The organism is Phenylobacterium sp. CCH9-H3, assembly GCF_001557235.1.
In the GTDB taxonomy this organism is placed as follows: domain Bacteria; phylum Pseudomonadota; class Alphaproteobacteria; order Caulobacterales; family Caulobacteraceae; genus Phenylobacterium.
Window position 1 is genome coordinate 1 of the sequence record NZ_LSJI01000126.1, and the last position, 16,878, is coordinate 16,878.

The 16,878-nt window shown below is 68.9% G+C and carries 16 protein-coding genes; 1 reads left to right on the forward strand and 15 read right to left on the reverse strand.

Going from position 1 to position 16,878, the window contains the following annotated elements; genetic code table 11:
* The 5 genes from AX721_RS12705 to AX721_RS12725 all read right to left on the reverse strand — a co-directional run.
* Window positions 1-481: TolC family protein (locus AX721_RS12705; protein ID WP_197422551.1), on the reverse strand; the 481-nt coding region annotated here is incomplete at its 3' end.
* 66 nt (window positions 482-547) lie between these two features.
* Window positions 548-943 (reverse strand): hypothetical protein, encoded by a 396-nt coding sequence (locus tag AX721_RS12710; protein WP_068876382.1) that lies wholly within the window; start codon window positions 941-943, stop codon window positions 548-550.
* 139 nt (window positions 944-1,082) lie between these two features.
* Complete coding sequence (locus tag AX721_RS12715) at window positions 1,083-2,204, reverse strand: flagellar basal body P-ring protein FlgI (RefSeq protein ID WP_068876392.1); 1,122 nt, start codon at window positions 2,202-2,204, stop codon at window positions 1,083-1,085.
* 248 nt (window positions 2,205-2,452) lie between these two features.
* Window positions 2,453-2,857: a response regulator gene (locus AX721_RS12720; protein ID WP_197422552.1), complete on the reverse strand. Its 405-nt coding sequence runs from the start codon at window positions 2,855-2,857 to the stop codon at window positions 2,453-2,455.
* Window positions 2,858-3,369: 512 nt separating this feature from the next.
* On the reverse strand, window positions 3,370-3,885 hold the full coding sequence (locus tag AX721_RS12725; RefSeq protein WP_068876383.1) for an outer membrane protein assembly factor BamE: 516 nt from the start codon (window positions 3,883-3,885) through the stop codon (window positions 3,370-3,372).
* Window positions 3,886-4,951: 1,066 nt separating this feature from the next.
* Here AX721_RS12725 and AX721_RS12730 point away from each other — a divergent pair.
* Window positions 4,952-5,311 carry a copper-binding protein gene (locus AX721_RS12730; protein WP_231754714.1) on the forward strand — a complete coding sequence of 120 codons (360 nt, stop codon included), beginning with the start codon at window positions 4,952-4,954 and terminating at the stop codon, window positions 5,309-5,311.
* 83 nt (window positions 5,312-5,394) lie between these two features.
* Here AX721_RS12730 and AX721_RS28775 read toward each other — a convergent pair whose 3' ends face one another.
* From AX721_RS28775 to AX721_RS12770, 10 genes are all read right to left on the reverse strand, one after another.
* A complete protein-coding gene (locus tag AX721_RS28775) occupies window positions 5,395-5,685 on the reverse strand; it encodes a helix-turn-helix domain-containing protein (RefSeq protein WP_369807900.1) in 291 nt (96 codons plus the stop codon).
* Window positions 5,678-7,258, reverse strand: a complete 1,581-nt coding sequence (locus tag AX721_RS12735; RefSeq protein WP_082765810.1) for a TolC family outer membrane protein — start codon at window positions 7,256-7,258, stop codon at window positions 5,678-5,680. The genes AX721_RS28775 and AX721_RS12735 overlap by 8 nt, the downstream gene beginning before the upstream one ends.
* 61 nt (window positions 7,259-7,319) lie before the next feature.
* The gene (locus AX721_RS28330) at window positions 7,320-7,472 is read right to left on the reverse strand and encodes a hypothetical protein (RefSeq protein WP_231754715.1); all 153 of its coding nucleotides are present in this window, start codon (window positions 7,470-7,472) and stop codon (window positions 7,320-7,322) included.
* A gap of 393 nt (window positions 7,473-7,865) precedes the next feature.
* Window positions 7,866-8,531 carry a M23 family metallopeptidase gene (locus AX721_RS12740; RefSeq protein WP_231733461.1) on the reverse strand — a complete coding sequence of 222 codons (666 nt, stop codon included), beginning with the start codon at window positions 8,529-8,531 and terminating at the stop codon, window positions 7,866-7,868.
* Window positions 8,528-11,065 (reverse strand): heavy metal translocating P-type ATPase, encoded by a 2,538-nt coding sequence (locus AX721_RS12745; protein WP_068876387.1) that lies wholly within the window; start codon window positions 11,063-11,065, stop codon window positions 8,528-8,530. Before AX721_RS12745 ends, AX721_RS12740 begins: the two co-directional genes overlap by 4 nt.
* Before the next feature lie 18 nt (window positions 11,066-11,083).
* Window positions 11,084-11,434, reverse strand: a complete 351-nt coding sequence (locus tag AX721_RS12750; RefSeq protein ID WP_068876388.1) for a DUF190 domain-containing protein — start codon at window positions 11,432-11,434, stop codon at window positions 11,084-11,086.
* 25 nt (window positions 11,435-11,459) lie between these two features.
* Entirely contained in the window at window positions 11,460-11,909 is a 450-nt protein-coding gene (locus tag AX721_RS12755; protein WP_068876389.1) for a DUF411 domain-containing protein, read from the reverse strand.
* Window positions 11,906-12,409 carry a hypothetical protein gene (locus tag AX721_RS12760; RefSeq protein ID WP_068876390.1) on the reverse strand — a complete coding sequence of 168 codons (504 nt, stop codon included), beginning with the start codon at window positions 12,407-12,409 and terminating at the stop codon, window positions 11,906-11,908. Before AX721_RS12760 ends, AX721_RS12755 begins: the two co-directional genes overlap by 4 nt.
* Before the next feature lie 65 nt (window positions 12,410-12,474).
* Window positions 12,475-15,717 (reverse strand): efflux RND transporter permease subunit, encoded by a 3,243-nt coding sequence (locus AX721_RS12765; protein ID WP_082765809.1) that lies wholly within the window; start codon window positions 15,715-15,717, stop codon window positions 12,475-12,477.
* Between the two features lie 31 nt (window positions 15,718-15,748).
* Window positions 15,749-16,878 (reverse strand): efflux RND transporter periplasmic adaptor subunit (locus tag AX721_RS12770; protein WP_068876391.1); only part of this gene is annotated, 1,130 nt, incomplete at its 5' end.

The following is a 16,878-nucleotide window of genomic DNA, read 5'->3' on the forward strand; positions in this document are numbered from 1 at the left end:
GCGACTCCTGGGCCAGGGTCACCCGCCGCTCGGCGGCCTCGGCCTCGGCGTAGGCGGCGGCCAGCTCGAAGGCGTAGTCGGCGCGCGCCTGGGCTAGCCGCGCCCGCGCCGCGTCGACCCCGGCCCGGCCGGCGGCGATCCGCGCGCCGCGCTTGCCGCCGAGCTCCACCGGCAGGCCCACCGAGAAGGTGGTCTCCGCGACGCCCGTGCCCCGATAGGGACCGGTGCCGCTGAAGTTCTCCATCTCGACCGAGGCGGTCGGATTGGGGCGCGCCGCCGCCTGGCGGGCCAGGCCCTGGGCCTGGCGCACGCCGGCTTCGGCTTCGGCCAGCCGGGGCGCGCTCGACTGCGCCTGGGCCAGCAGCTCCCGGTAGGGCGGGGCCGGTTCGGCCGCCGCGCCGCGTCCCGACGCCCATGCGCCAAGGATCGCCGCCGCGCTCACGGCTGCATATCGCAGCCGCCCGCGCATGATGAATGTCATGAAAGTCGTTATCCCCGATGATCCAGATGCAAAGGCTTCAGGCGCCCAACGGCGCCGAGGTCCGCATCAGGCTCGGGGTGGCCGCTCCAAGCGCGACGGGCGCGTCACCTGCGCCCACTGGTCGTCCAGCACAGGCCAGCCCGCTCGAACCACGGGAATATAGGCCGGCGCCACAAAGTGGGCCGGCGCGGCCAGTTCAACCTTGCAGCTTCCGGCACACGCCGAACCGCTGTCGGGCGCCGTCGGCGCATCATTTGGTGCGAAATCCGCCAGCTGCGTAAAGGACGCCTCAATGCGGGTGTCGGCGGCCATGCCCGTTGGCGCAGAAGCTCCAAACGCATGGGTCTGAGGATGCATCGCCGCGAAAAACACAACGACAGCCACGACCAAATGCAGCCAGGCGACGACGTGGCGTCGCGCCACGTCCCGCTCAACATACATCGTAAGGGCCTTGGCGATCACGGCGCCCTTAGACCTCGGGTCCGGCGCAAACGCAAGGGGCGAACAGCCGCAGCGGCGAGCCAAGAGGCTCTGGGTTGACCTTCCTCGCATGACCGGACCCAGGCGCCCCCCAAGCGCCACTTGGCGCTTCAGGGTGAGTTCACAACACCTCGATCTCAGCCTGCAGCGCGCCGGCCGCCTTGATGGCTTGGAGTATCGAGATCATGTCCCGGGGCGTGACACCCAACGCGTTCAGTCCGCTCACCAGGCTGCCCAGCGAGGCGCCAACCGGCAGGCGGACGAGCCCCCTTCCCTTCTCTTCGTCCACCTCAACGCTGGACTGCGGCGTCACGACGGTCTCGCCTCGGCTGAACGGCGAGGGCTGGCTCACCGCGGGCGTCTCCCGCACGGAGATCGTGAGGTTGCCTTGGCTGATCGCCACCGTGGAAATCCGAACGTCGGCGCCCATGACGATGACGCCGGCCACCTCGTCAATGACCACCCGCGCGGGCGTGTCGGTCTCGACAGGCAGGGCTTCGACGGCTGTCATGAACCCGGCGGCGGTCGCGGTCGCCGGAACGGATAGCTGGACGATGGTCGGACTCTGGGCTCTTGCGGTGTCAGGGTAACGGCGGTTGATCGCCTCGGCCACGCGGACCGCCGTGGTGAAGTCCGGATTCCGCAGATTGAGGCGGAACTGCCGCATGGCGTTGAACTGGAACCCGGTCTCGCGCTCGACGGTGGCGCCGCTGGCGATGCGGCCGGACGTCGGCACGCCCTTGGTCACGGAAGACCCGGATGCGCCGCTCGCAGACACAGAGCCGGTCTGAACCGAGCCCTGCGCCACCGCATAGGTCTGGCCATCGGCGCCCAGCAGCGGGGTGACCAGCAGCGTGCCGCCCAGCAGGCTCTTGGCCGATCCCATGGCGGAGACGGTCGCATCGACCTGTGAACCCGCCGCCGCAAAGGGTGGCAACTTCGCCGTGACCATGACGGCGGCGACATTCTTGGTGTTGAGGCGAGCATCACGGGTGTTCACGCCGAGCCGCTCCAGCATCGCCTCCAGGCTTTGCTGCGTGAACGGCGCGTTCCGCAGCGCGTCGCCAGTGCCGGCCAAGCCCACGACGAGCCCGTAGCCGACCAGCGCATTCTCCCTCACCCCCTCCACATGGACGATATCCTTGATGCGGGATGTGGCCGCGCTTGAGGGAACCGCCATGAGCCCTGCGGCGAGCAGGCTCACGAAGGCGGCGAGATGCCCGCGCCTGCCAGATCTCCGCATGACCTCGTGCAAGGGGCCCTCCTGGGCCGCGCGGGGAATCGACACCTCCCCAACGCCGGCGCCCGGTCCATGCCGTTCCGGGTATGATACTCTTGTGACAGCCCCGGGTGACCGAACCGTTAACCATGTTTGCTTTGGAAGGCTGACAGCGGGCAGGCCCTGGGAACCGGGCAGCCTCCCACTGGCGGGCCCCGGGGCGTTCTTCGGCCAGCCGCGGCCAAGCGGCGCGAACGCATACCGGCCGGCGCCTACGGCTCGCGGCCGCTGGATCCCATGTTGTTGAGTTGGGTGGCGAGCGCCACGACAAGCTGCGCCGGAGCGAACGGCTTCGCCAAGATCGCGCTGTCTGGCACGCCTTCCGCGGCCCATTCATGTGCGCTGCCTCCGCTCATATAGACCACGGCGATGCGCAGATCCGCGCGTCGCGCCGCGCGAGCGACGTCCCAGCCCGTCGTTTCACTTCCGAGGTTGATGTCGGTCACGACACCCACGAGTTCGCCGGCCGAGCACTGCAAGAGATCGATGGCGGCATCGCCACTCTCGGCGTAGGCGACCTCGAAACCGGCCTCTTCGAGCGCGCCCTGAAGAAGATCTCGAATAAGAAGCTCGTCTTCCACGAGCAGCACCTGGGGGACGTTTTCGCTCATGACCATCTGAGCCCTCCAAGACTTCGCGGTGGCCAGTAGCTAAGGCTCCGCTGGCTGTGCCGGACGAACCACCCCCTGCGGCGGTCGACCGCGCACGACCTTCATATTCCGCGCCGGGCTTCCCAACCGTGAATCCGGCGCGCGCTCGGTGCATCTCATCCGCAGCTCCACGGCCTCAATCGCCGACCCACTCGTGGGCGCGTCGGGCCAAGGCGGTGAGAGCTGGTCAGCTATGTGGCGAGACAACGACGAACTCACCGCGCCAGGGGCGGTGGGCGCGGGTCTCTCGATATTCGACGGCCGCATAGAGGCTGCCCGCCAGGATGGCAAAGCCAATCGCCAGGCCTGCGAGCATGCGCCACGTCGCACCCGGCCGACTGTCCCAGGCGGCGCGTGGACCTTCCCGGTGTGGACGGTCTCGCACTTCCATGTTCTCTCCCTCCAGCTCGTCCGGCGCGGCAGGCCGCCCTTCGATGAGGGCGCCGCCGGACAGGCTCGGCGACGCCCTCCCAGCCAGCTCAGCGCCGCCGGTCGCCCGGTCGGTTCCCCGGCACACCCTGATCGTCACGGGGGAGCATGGAGCCGCGGCCTACGCTGCCCAGCAGCTGTTCGAGGATGGTCATCTCTCGGCCGCGCGTCGGAGTCTCCCGGCCGTTGAACGCGATCACCTTCCCATCCTTTAGCGACAGCGTGTCGAGGGTCTTCAAGACCTCGGTCTCCTTGTCAAACCCGAGGGCGACGATGTCGCGCTTGATGATCTGTGGCCGGCGGAAGGCGGCCCTGGCCTTGATCTGCGAGACGTAGAACCAGACGTTCGGGTCAAATGTCGAGGTGACCGATGGCGAGCCGAGCTTCGCGCGCACCGTCGACTTGGTGTCGGCGCCCACGGCGAGGTCGGCTGGATTGGTGTCGATGGCTTGATAGCCGGAATGGCTGGTGATGGTGGTGCAGCCGCCGATGGCGAGAGCCGCAGCCGCGAGGCTAGCGATCGCCAAGCGTCGCTGGAATGTGATGGCACGCAGAACGGAGCGCATGGTGGCGTATATCCCCAGAGGTGTCTGACGAAGATCGATCGGCCCGGGAGGGCCGGGGTCCGCTCACGTCAGGCTCGAGGGGGCCGTTCCAATGCGACTGGCCGGCGCACGACCGCACCCGCGAGCTCGGAGTCGGGCCAGCTGGCCGCCGCAAAGCTTGCGGCGGGTGTGGCGCCGGGCTCCGCGGGGAGGCTCCAAGCGTGCATCGCACAGTGGCCCGCGCAGCCGAGGACAATGCCACCGCGTTCAGACGCCTGGCCTCTATCCTTGACGCCGCCGTCCACCACTGTGAGAGCGGCCTTCCGCGTGGGCTCGAGGGCGGCATGCGCGACCGACGGAGCGACCGCTCCGCCTACGATCATCAGCCAGGCCAGCATCACGGTGAACGCGGTCGTGACCCGACGTCGCCAGGCGTGACGTCTCTTCGGAGCGGACCGGCTGGCCCGGCGGGATGTCGCCCTCGGCGTCATGCCCTCTTTCTATAGGCTGGAACGGCTCGGCTGTGAACCTTCCCCCGTTCTGCGCTCGGTAGGTTGAAGTGTCGAGGCCGCCTTGATCTGATACAGTTCTTTCGAGACGGCGTTGTCGGGGCGGTCGGAACTTGGCGGATCGTGCAGGTCGACCAACGACACACTTCTGGCCAGCATGGAGACAGCATGCGCTTCGCAGCCGCTATTCGCCGGATCCCTCTTCCCCATGGCGGTCGCGGGCTGCGGCAAGTACGCCCCGCTTGACCGCCTACCGCCGGTGTTCTCGGAGTCTGCGCGAGTCGCTGTCCAGCCTCCCGGCGCGGAGATGAAGACGATCGAGCCCCGCGACCTCGACAACCGCACACAGGCCCCTGCGTCATGAGGCGCTCTCGGTTGAATCCCGAAAGTCGCCGCCTGGCGGGCGGCGCAACGCTGCTACAGTCATGTATCGGAGCCTCCCGTTGCTCAGCGCCTTGTTGCACGGGGTAAGGACCAGAGGAGTGGCCGTGCGGACGATCCTGCCGTTGTTCATTCTGCTCGCGGGGTTCTGTCTATCTGCGTGCGAAAGGCAGGTCGTCCGGCGCACCCCCGAAGGCATGGCGGCCCACCGCCGGCAGCTTGCGACGCCCGAGCACGACGGGGCGCTGGACGGCACGGCCCTGTCGGGGATCCCGGCGGGCGCCAAGGGCGTCGGTCACGTGACAGCCGTCGATAGGGTGGCGCGGACGATCACCCTCGATCACGACCCGTCCCCCGGCTCGGACTGGCCGGCGATGCGCCTGACGCTTCCCGTGGCGTCGCCTCACCTTCTCGAAGGCGTTGCCGCTGGAACGCTCGTCGAATTTCACATCGAGCGCCGCGCCGGCGTGGCCGAATTCGCAGTGCTAAGGCCTCTCTCCGTGCGGAGACCGGCGCGGCAGCCTGAGCCTGCTGCGAAGTCCCGCCCGGCGCTATAGGCGCCGACCACGCAAGGGCCGGTGCGGTCAGCGGCGTTCCCCGCTTCCTCGTGCGGTCCGATTTCCGAAACGATGGACTAAGCCTAGCGGGGGCGTGCGACCGACCCCGGCCGGCTCCTCACATTTGGGAAGAAGTCGAGGACGGTCGATCCAAGCACCTTCGCGGTCCGGACCAGCATCGCGGCGCTCACACGAACGGTTCCGTCTTCATAGTCTCGCAATTGTCGCTCGGTTACGCCGAGCGCGTCAGCCAGCTCTTGACGGCCCAGGCCGGCCTGCTGACGCTGGATGCGCAGCCGAGAGCCCACCTGTAAGGCCACAACGCCGCCGGACCGTCGACCGGGACGGGGGTCGCGCCTTGCCGGCTCACTCACGCCGGATGCCCGTGCCCGTACCGTTGGCCTGGCCCCTGGCCGGATCCGCCAGGTCGAGGGGGGCTGCGCCGCGCGGGGCGGCAATGCGATCGAGGCCCTGGGTCAGATGATCGATCGGCGCCCAGACGCCGGGCGCCGCGCGACGCCGGAACGAGAGGGCAGGATCGTAGAGGGCCAGCTGCGGCGCCAGCGCCCGTGCCTCCAGTCGGCCCTGCGCGTTCAGGAGCGCGGCGCCGGCGACGTAGGCGTCGCGGCGCGAGGTGACCAAGGCGAGCTCGCCGGTTCGCAGCTCCTGTTCCGCGTTGAGGACGTCGAGCGTGGTGCGCAGACCGAGTTCGAATTCCAGACGTACGCCTTCGAGCGCAAACCGAGCGGCCTTCACCACCTCCTCGTTGGCGGCGATCGCCGCCCGGGCGGTCCGCAGCTGACTCCATGCCTGCGCAACCGCCTGGCGGACCTGCCGCTCCGTGGTCTCCAAACGAAGTCGGTCGATGTTGTTGCGCTGCACGGCCTGTTCCACCTGCGACGACAGTATCCCGCCGGAATAAAGCGGCAGGGTCGTCACGACGGACGCCGACAGGTTGCGAGCGAGGCGATCTGCAACGAACGGGTCGATCTGGCCGGAGTAGCCGTAGCCGGTCCTAAGGCTCACGGTCGGTCGGCGTTGCGCTTTGGCGAACGCGATGCGGGCGCGGCTCCCGCGCTCTACCAGTTCGGCGCCCCCGATCCGCGGACTCTGCTGCTCCGCGGTGTCGTAGGCCTGAGCTATGGTGACGGGGAGCAGGGGGTCCAGATCCGGACGCGGCGCAAGTTCCCCGGGATCGTCACCCACGACCGCAGCATAGGCGGCGGCGCTGATGTCCAGTTGGCCCTCGGCGGCGGCGAGTTGCGCTCTCGATGTTCCGAGCCTCGCCTTGGCTTGCGCGACGTCCGTGCCCGTGAGTTCGCCCACATCGAAGCGCGCCTGGGTTTCCTCGAGCCGACGCGCGAGGGTCTGCACGTCTTGCCGACGGATTTCCACGATCCGCTGATCCCGCCTGACGTCGACGTAAGCCTGGACGACGCTGAGCACGAGGTTCCCCTCCGTCTCCCGCAGCGCTTCGCGCGCGGCGAGGATTTCGGCCTCGGCCGCCGTAATCGACGCCGTCGTGCGTCCGCCGGTGTAGATCGGCTGACTGAGGGACAGGGATGCGTTGCCCAGGTTGCGTTCGGTCACGCCCGATCCGGTAACCGCAGTGTCAGGGATCCCATCCCCATTGGTGTCGACGAACGTACCGCGGCCGGCGTTGACGGAGGTCCGACTGTAGGACGCCGTGGACGAAGCGTTCACCTGCGGGCGCAGCCCCGCCCGGGCCTGAACATAGGCCTCGTCGGCGAGCTTCACCTGCGCGCGTTGGGCCGCCAGCGTCGGATTGCTCTCGTAGGCGCGGGTGATCGCGTCGGGGAGCGTTTCGCCTCTCGCCGCGGTGGCGCTCAGCGCCGCCAAGCCGCAGGCGACCGCCATGCGCCACTGTGCGACGGTTCCCTGCTTGGCGCGACGACGCCGTACAGCGACTGCTTGGGTCACGACCATGCCCCTCAGCTCCTTTCCAGTTCGGCGCGCAGGACGCGCCCGAACGATTGATGTCGAGGTCTCACAGGAAGAGCGGCGCGACGTAGGCGGCCAGGAGCAGCGCCATGCCGATCAGGACCACCCGCGTGAGAAGCCGGGCGCGAGCGCCTGGCCGTTCGAGCCTCCCCTGGCGACGCCGGCGCCAAGCCCTGACCCTCAGCCACCGGCGGGGCACGGCCCGTCTCCCCGTTGCGCGCAAGCCCGTACGCGGTCTCCAGGCTCCAGACGCCAGGGCGCCGTGACCGTGTAGATCGTGCAGCGGTGGCCGCGACCCGAGAGCCCCGAGACCCGCCCGGTTGCAGCGCCCAGCACCTGGCCATCACTGGCGAGTCGTTCCAGGCGGACGCGGTAGGGCGACATGGCAACGGACTTTCGGCACAGGAAGCCCCGGAACCGCAAAGACTCGCCGTCGCGTGTGACGCTAGGGGGCTCCAGTCGAAAGCCCGTAAGCGGGATCACTTCGGTGGCGACCTCCACGCGCTCGGCTGGCGCTGCCGCGGCGACCCCGGCGAAAGCGACCACGCCCACTGCGAAGATTGCAACTAGACGCACGATGTTCCTCCATTCCTCATGTGTCGGAGCTACGCGGGGATGCCGGCAGCACGGCCAAAGGGTCTAGGACGGCGCCGCGCCGGTCGGCGAACTCCACATGGACATGGTTCGTCATGCCGAACGCGTATCGACGGCCGAGGTCCTGGGCCCGGCCGATGATCTCCCCGGCGGTGACCTGCGCCCCCGGGGCGCGAGACGATCCGACATAGAAGACCCGCGCGGAGTACCGCGTCGTGGGGCTCGTGATTTCGACGAACTGCAATTCCGGCTCGCCGGCGTAGGCTTGCCCCACCCGGGTGACGATGCCTGAAATCGGCGCGCGGATCGGGGCGCCGACCGGCGCCACCAGGTCGAGCCCGTTGTGCCGCCGTCGCCCTCCGTCCCGGGACGCGCCGAAGGCGCCGGAGCCGTAGGCGTCCTCGCCGCGTTGGCCGAGCGTCAGCGGCCAGGCCAAATCGGTGCGACCGTCCTGGTCGAGGTCTACGCCGTCAGGCGTGTCACCCGCCGGCGCGGCCAAGGACTGTGAGTGCGGGACGGAGGCAGTCACCGCCTCTGCGCGCCCGCCCAAGGTCGCGCCACCGGCAAGGCCCAAGGCGATCGCGGCGATTACCGCCACGCGGGACAGCGCGGGCGACGCCACGAGGTGCGCGGCCCGTCCGACAATTGTTCCAGGAGACGTCACGCGTCACGATCCTTGTAGGCGAGCAGGCGCAGGGCGTTGGCCACGACGAGGACGGTGGAGCCCTCATGGAAGAGCACCGCGACGCCGATCTTCAGGCCGAACAGCGTCGCGGGAATCAGGAAGGCCACCACGCCCAGGCTCACCCACAGGTTCTGCTTGATGACGCGGCTGGTTCGGCGGCTGAGGCCCACGGCGAAGGGCAGGTGGTTGAGGTCGTCGGCCATCAGCGCCACGTCGGCGGTCTCCAGCGCCACATCGGACCCGGCTGCGCCCATGGCGATCCCTACGGTCGCGTTGGCCAGCGCCGGCGCATCGTTGACCCCGTCGCCCACCATGGCGACGCGGCCCTCCTGCGCCTTCAGCTCCTGGATCACCCTGACCTTGTCCTCGGGCATCAACCCACCCTTGGCCTCGTCGAGCTTCAGGCTCTGCGCGATCGCGTCGGCGACGGACTGGTTGTCCCCCGACAACATGAGAATCCGCTCGATGCCGAGCGCGCGGAGGCGCTCGATGACCCGGCGCGCCGGTGGGCGGGGGGTGTCCATCAGCCCCAGGCTGCCGAGATAGCGGTCGCCCTTGCGGACCATCACCACGGTGCGGCCGTTGCGTTCGAGTCGTCGTGCGTCGCTCCAGACGGCTTCCGAAGGACGGGGCCCTTCGCCGACGTCGAACATGGCGGGCTTGCCGATCAGGATCGGCGCGCCGTCGACGAGGGCCTGGACGCCTTGTCCGGTCAGGCTGCGAACGTCCGTTGCAACCGCGCTTGGCCGGTCGCCCAGCCGTTCCGCGCCGTCGCGCGCGATGGCGGCGGCCAGCGGATGGTCGCTGAGGGCCTCCACAGCCACCGCCACGGCCAGCAACTCCTGCTCGCTGACGCCGTCGGCCGGATCGACGTCGGTGAGGCGCGGCTTGCCCTCGGTCAAGGTGCCCGTCTTGTCGAACGCCAGCGCGGTCAGCGATCCCAGGTTCTCGAGCGGTCCGCCGCCCTTCACGAGCACCCCGCCGCGCGCGGCGCGCGCGACGCCGCTGAGCACCGCGCTGGGCACGGAGATCGCCAGCGCACAGGGGCTGGCCGCCACCAGAACCGCCATGGCCCGATAAAAGCTGACGCTGAACGGCTCGTCACGAATGACCCAGGCGAACATCAACAGGCCGACGAGGCCGAGCACCGCGGGGACAAATATGCGCTGGAAGCGGTCGGTGAACCTCTGGGTCGGCGAGCGTTGCATCTCGGCTTCGGCCACCATCTTGACCACGCGGGCCAGGGTCGTCTCGGTCGCACGCCGGGCGACGCGGACCTCCAACACGCCGGCCCCGTTTATGGTGCCGGCGAACACCCGGTGCTCGGGACCGGCCTTGTTGAAGTCCAATTGGGCGTCCGCAGCCGCCGCCTTGTCGACGGGCACGCTCTCGCCCGTGATCGGCGCTTGGTTGACGCTGCTGGCGCCGGCGATCACCACGCCGTCGGCCGGCAGGCGTTCATTGGGGCGGACGATGACGACGTCACCGATCTCGAGGGCTTCGACCGGGACCTCCTCGGTGGCTGTCCCGCGCCTCACGGTGGCCCGCTCCGGCGCGAGCTCCGCCAGCGCCTCGATCGCGCGGCGGGCGCGCCCCATGGCGTAGTGTTCGAGCGCATGCCCAAGGCTGAACAGGAAGAGCAGCAAGGCGCCCTCCGCCCAGGCGCCGAGGCTCGCGGCGCCGGCCGCCGCCACCAGCATGAGGGTGTCGATCTCGAAGCGCTTCTGGCGGAGGTTCTCGACCGCCTCGCGGACGGTGAAGAAGCCGCCGAAGACGTAGGCGGCGACGTAAAAGGCGAGCGGTACGAGACCGGCGACGCGTCGCTCGATCAGCCATCCCGCGGCCAGGACCGCGCCGGCGAGCAGAGCGAAGATCAGCTCCGTGCGTTCGCCGAAGACGCCTCCGTGGCCGTGCGCGTGTTCATGGTCCCCACCTTGGCCATGAGCATGCCGATGTTCCTCCTCTTGGTGATCGTGGTCTTCGGGTCCCGTGTGGTGGCCGTCCAGCAGTGGCGGAGGCTCAACGGTTCCGGCTGCGGCATTTGAGGGAAGCGCCTCCGCGTCAAATGATCGAAGTTCGACCCCGAGGGTGCGGACCGACTCCAGCAGCGCCGCCTCACTGGTCTTCTCTCGGTCGAACTCGACGAAGGCGCGGCCGACCGGCCGCACATCCGCCTGGATCACGCCGATCTGCGCGCGGAGATGGTCACGGACGCGCCGAGCCGTGCGGGGATGAATCGCGCCCCCGATCCGGAACACGAAGTGGCCGAACCGTTCCGCGATGACCGCGCCAGAGTCTTCGATAAAGGCGCGGAGCTGGCCAGCCGGCGCCCGATCCCCGTCGAAGCGGATCAACAGGTGCTCTCCGGACCCCTCTTTGGCCTCGACCCGTGCTTCCGTCACCGCGGGATGACCTTGTGCGACCGATGTCAGGACGCCGACGCAGCGCTCGCAGGCATCCGCCCCGCCTGCCAGAATTGACTCAAGTTGGAAGCGGAGCTCCGCCTGGGCCATGTCGATGCTCCTGCCGTGCTACGCGTGGCGCTCGGCGTGATGCCCGCCATAGCGGAGCACCTCGACCTTCTCGAAGGTGATCAGGCCGATGTCCTTGAGGTCGTCCAGCTGGGGGAGGAAGGCGCGCAGCCGCGCCTCCTCATCGACGAACTCGATCACGACCGGCAGGTTGTCGTTCAGGTCGAACGGTCGGTGCTCGTGCAGCCGCGCGGACTCCCCAAAACCTTTGCGGCCGCGCAGCACGGTGGCGCCCGCGAGATGGGCGTCACGGGCTCTTCGGATGATCACGTCGATCAGCGAGCGGTCGCCCACCAGGGCGTTCTCGTCGGTATAGATGCGAAGCAGGACGGCTTGACCGGGTGTCTGCATGTTGGGTTCTCCTGAAGATGGTGGGTCAGTGACGCGCGAAGATCCGCCTGCGGCCGCCATCCAGGAGCAACAGGGTCATAAAGGCTTCGCGGCGGCCGTCGGCTTGCTCCATGCCGGGCGCGCCGGCGGGCATGCCGGGAACCGCGATGCCGATGGCTTGGGGCCGTTGCCGCAGCAGCGCCTGTACGTCCTCAGCGGGCACGTGGCCTTCCACGACGTAGCCGTGGATCACGGCTGTGTGGCAGGCGGCCAGGTCGGCGGGCACCTTGTAGCGGAGCCGGACGTCCGCGAGATCGTCGACGATGACCGTCCGTGGTCGGTAGCCCGCGGACTCCATCTGCGAGACCCACGCCTGGCAGCACTGACAGCCAGCAGTGCGGTAGACGGTGAACGGGCTCTCGGCGAGCGCCCGTGCGGGCGTGAGCCCGGCGATCGCAAGCGCTGCTACGGCGCTGCGGCGAGACAGACCCTTCATGGCGTTCTCTCGGTTGGTTGCGTGGAATCGGGCTTCGCATGGACGTTGAGCCGGAAGTCGTGACGGTGATCGGCTTCGATGATGCTCAGGAGCGCGCCGTCCTGAGGGGCGCGAGCCCGGGTCGTGGACGTCCACCCGCCTGCGGACGGTGAGAACGAAACGGTGGGCCCACCGGGCGGCGTCAGGATGACCTGCCGCGCCGGCGGCGGGGCGATGGACTCTCCGCCCTGGCCGATGAACCGTATCGACAGGGCGCCCTGCGATCCGGACCGCGCCAGGAATTCAATGATCATGCCCTTCGCGTCAGCGCGCCAAACGCCCGGCGTCACCGGCTCGACAACGAGTGGCTGTTCCTCGTGCGGGGCCGCCCAGGCTGACAGCGGCGCCCAAAGCAGCGCCGCGGCGATGAGCCGACCGCATCGTCCGGACCTCCTGCTCGCCGTCCCCGCCCGTCCCCGATCGTGACGCAGGGGGTCTTTCGGCAGTGCGGGGAAGCGCATGGCTGTCCTCCCTCTTGAAGGTGGGCGCCGGCGCGGCCTGGGGGGAGCCGCGCCGGCGGGTCCAGTCAGCTCGCTTGGGGCTGGAGAGCTGCCGGACGGTCACCCTCGGCCGCGGGCTTGCGCCCGAGGCTGAGGATGAGCTGGGAGATGGCGGGAAGCACGAGCAGCGTGACCAGCGTGGCGGTGATCAGCCCCCCGATCACCACCATGGCCAGCGGCTTCTGCACCTCCGCGCCGGTGCCGTGGGCCAGCGCCATGGGGATGAAGCCGATGGCCGGAACGAGCCCCGTCATCAGAACGGGTCGGAAGCGCTCAACCGAGCCGTCGTAGATCGCCCTGGCGACAGGCATGCCCTCGTCGAGACGCTGCCGGATGCTCGACATCACGACGAGGCCGTTGAGCACCGCCACGCCGGCCAGCACGATGAAGCCGACCGCCGCCGAGATCGAGAAGGTGATCCCGGTCACGGCCAGCGCGAACACCCCGCCCGCCAGCCCCAGGGGAATGGCGGCGAACACCGCCACGGCGCGGGCGAGCCCGCCCAACGCCATGAACAGGATGACGAAGATCGCCAGGAAGCACAGCGGCACCACGATGCTCAGGCGCTGGGTGGCGGCCTGGAGGTTCTCATATTGGCCGCCCCACTGCAGGTAGGAGCCGGTCGGCAGGGCCACGGCCTCGACCTTGCTGCGCGCTTCGGTGACGAAGGAGCCGATGTCGCGGTCTCGCACATTCACCTGGATCACGACGCGGCGCTTGCCGTTCTCACGGCTCACCTGGTTCAGGCCGTCGGTGAAGCGCAGCTCCACCAGCTGGCGCAGCGGAACCGACTGGCTGGGCGCGCCGTCCGAAGACGGCAGCATCACGGGCGTCGCTCCGAGGCTGTCCAGGTCGTTGCGCTGCGTCATCGGCACCCGCACGACGATGTCGAAGCGGCGGTCGCCCTCGAACACCGCGCCGGCCTCGCGGCCGCCGAGCGCCGTGGCCAGCGTGTCGGCCACCTCCTCAACGGTCAGGCCGAAGCGGGCGATGGCGGCGCGGTCGAACCGGACGTCCAGGGTGGGCGCACCAGCGGTCTGCTCGACGCGCACGCCCTCGGCGCCTTGGATTCCCTGCAGCACCAAGCCGATCTTGCCCGCCGCAGCGCTCATCTTGTCCAGATCGTCGCCGTAGAGCTTGATGGCGACGTCGCCCCGCACGCCGGCGATGAGCTCGTTGAAGCGCATCTGGATCGGCTGGGTGATCTCGTAGCTGTTGCCCAGCAGCGGTTCGACCTTCTTCAGGATCCGCTCGGCCACCTGTTCCTTCGTGGTGACGCCTTTCGGCCATTCCTCGCTGGGCTTCAGGATGACGAAGCTGTCGGACTGGTTGACCGGCATGGGGTCGGTGGCGACCTCGGCGGTGCCGGTCTTGGAGAAGGTCATCTGGACCTCCGGCAGCGAGGCGACCGCCCGCTCCACCTGCTGCTGCATGGTCTTGGACTGCTCGAGCGACGTGGAGGGGATCTTCAAGGCGCCGAGGGCGATGTTCTTCTCGTCCAGGGTCGGGATGAATTCCTGCCCCAGCGTGGTGAACACCACCCCACTGAGCAGAAAGACGGCGACCCCGGCGCCAATGAACGGCCAGGGCCGCGCAAGTGACCGCGCCAGGAGAGGTTCGTAGCGAACCTTCAGCCACTGGATGATCCGGACTTCCTTCTCGGCGACCTTGCCGCGCATTAGGATGGCCACCATGGCCGGCACGAAGGTGAGCGACAGGATGAACGCCGCGGCCAGCGCCAGCATGATGGTGATGGCCATCGGCGAGAAGGTTTTGCCCTCGACGCCGGTGAAGGTCAGCAGCGGGGCGAAGACCAGGAAGATGATCGCCTGCCCGTAGACGGTGGGGCGGATCATCTCCTGCGAAGCGTGAAGGACCGTCTCGAGGCGTTCGTTCAGGTTCAGCAGCCGGTTCTCATGGTGCTGTCGCTCCGCGAGCCGCAGCAGACAGTTCTCGATGATGATCACCGTGCCATCGACGATCAGGCCGAAGTCGAGCGCCCCTAGGCTCATCAGGTTGCCGGGCACGCCCAGGCTGTTCATCCCGATCGCCATCATCAGGAATGAGAAGGGAATGATCAGCACGGCGATGAAGGCCGCCCGCACATTGCCGAGCAGCAGGAACAGGGTGGCCGCCACGAGAATAGCGCCCTCCGTGAGGTTCCGCTCCACGGTTCCGATGGTGGCGTTCACCAGCACGGAGCGGTCGAGGCCGACATTGACCACGATCCCCGGCGGCAGCGACTTCTTCACTTCCGTGAGTTTCTCGCCGACCGCCTTGGCGACGGTCCGGCTGTTCTCGCCGATCAGCATGAGCGCGGTGCCCACGACTGTTTCCTGGCCGTTCTTGGTGGCCGCGCCGGTGCGCAGATCCCCGCCGACGCGGACGGTGGCGACATCCTTGACCGTCACCGGCACCGTTTGACGGGTGGCGATCACCGCGTTGGCGATCTCGTCCAGCGTCCGGACCCGAGCGTCGGCGCGCACCAGATAGGCTTCGCCCGCCCGTTGGATGAAGTTCGCGCCAACGGAGAGGTTGGCCGCTTCCAGAGCCTTCGCCAGGTCCGTGTAGGAAACGCCGTAGGCCGCCAGCTTCGCCGGGTCGGGCTCGACGACGTATTGCTTCTCGTAGCCGCCGATGGAGTCGATCCCGGCCACGCCGTTCACCGTTCGCAGCTGCGGCCGGATGATCCAGTCCTGTACGGTGCGGAGATAACCGGCCTGCGCCACAGGGTCGCTCAGCCGCTCGCCTTCCGGGGTCAGATAGGAGCCATCGGACTGCCATCCCGGGGCGCCGTCCTTGACCTTTGCGCCCTTGCCGCCCGGATTGGCGAACTCGACCGTGTACATGTAGACCTCGCCCAGGCCGGTCGTGACCGGACCGATCTGGGGCTGCACGCCGGTCGGGAGGGTGTCGCGCGCCTGGGTCAGCCGCTCCGCCACCTGCTGGCGGGCGAAGTAGAGATCGGTGCTTTCGGTAAAGACCGCAGACACCTGCGAGAATCCGTTGCGCGAGATCGAACGCGTCGACTCCAGGCCGGGGATGCCGGCGAGCGCCGTCTCGATCGGGAAGGTGACGCGCTTTTCAATCTCGACCGGCGACAGCGCGGGCGCCACCGAGTTGATCTGCACCTGCTTGTTGGTGATGTCCGGCACCGCGTCGATCGGCAGCTTCGCCAGCTGCCAAGCGCCGAGACCGGCGATGATGAGGGTCAGGACAAGGACGTACCAGCGCCCCTTCACCGACATGGACAGAATTTGGCCGATCATTTCGGCATGTCTCCAGACGTGATGGGGAGGCTCATTCTTCTTCCGCGCTCTTGCCGAGCTCGGCCTTCAGCAGGAAGGCGTTCCTGGTGGCGACAGCCTCGCCGCCCCTCAGCCCCTGCAGGATCTCGACCCGGCCCCCGGTACGTTGGCCCACCGTCACGGGCTGCACCCGAAAGCCCTTCGCAGTGCGCACGAACACCGCGTCGCGACCTTCAACGGTCTGCACAGCCTCCTCGGGCACGACGATGCCCGTCGTGGCGGACTGCCGGGAAACGATGCGGGCCCGCACCAGCTGGCCCGGCTGGAGCACCCCGCCCCCTCCGGCCAGCGACAGGACGACGGTGGCCGATCGCGTCTGTTCGTTGACGCCAGGCGTCACCGAGCGCACGATGGCAGAGCGCGTCTCCCCGCTGGTCGTCTCGATCACGGCCTGGTCACCCGGCTGGATGCGTCGCGCATCCATGGCCGTCACCGCCGCCTCGACCTGGATGCGGCTTGGATCGGCGATGCGGAAAAGCTCCGTCTCGGGCTGCACGAAGGCGCCCAGGCTTGCGTTCATCGCCGTGATGCGTCCGCTGATCGGGCTGATCACCGCCACATAGCGTCCATCGCGTGAGACGTCGGCCGCGCCCGCGGCGGTCGCGGCGCGCCTGGCCTCTGCCTCGGCGGCGACAAGCTCCGCCTGCGCGGTCTCATAGTCCTGGCGCGGGCTGACCTTCTGCTCGAAGAGCCGCCGTTCCCGGGCGGCCACCTTGCGCGCCAGGTCGGCCTTCGCGGCCGCGACGCTGCGTTCAGCGGCGATCTGAGCGGCCTCGCGGCTCTCGACGAGGGCCAGGGTCTCGCCGGCGCGGACGGGGTCGCCCAGACGCTTGTTGATGCGCGCGATCGAGCCGGCCGCCCGGGCGGTCAGCGCCGCCTGCCCGGACGGTTCGGCCTCGACGGTGGCTTGCGCGACGATTTCGCCGGCGATTCCGCTGGTCGCCACTGTCTGCACCTGGACACCGGAGGCGGTGATCCGTTCCGGGCCCATGACGAGGGTGTCGGCCGCATGTGCCGCGCCTGCCGCCTCTCCCTCTTCGGGCGCTTCGGCGGCGGTTGGTGGTTTTGGGGTGGTGAGTTTGGCGGCGGTGAAGCCGATGCCGGTGGCGGCGACGAGGGCGG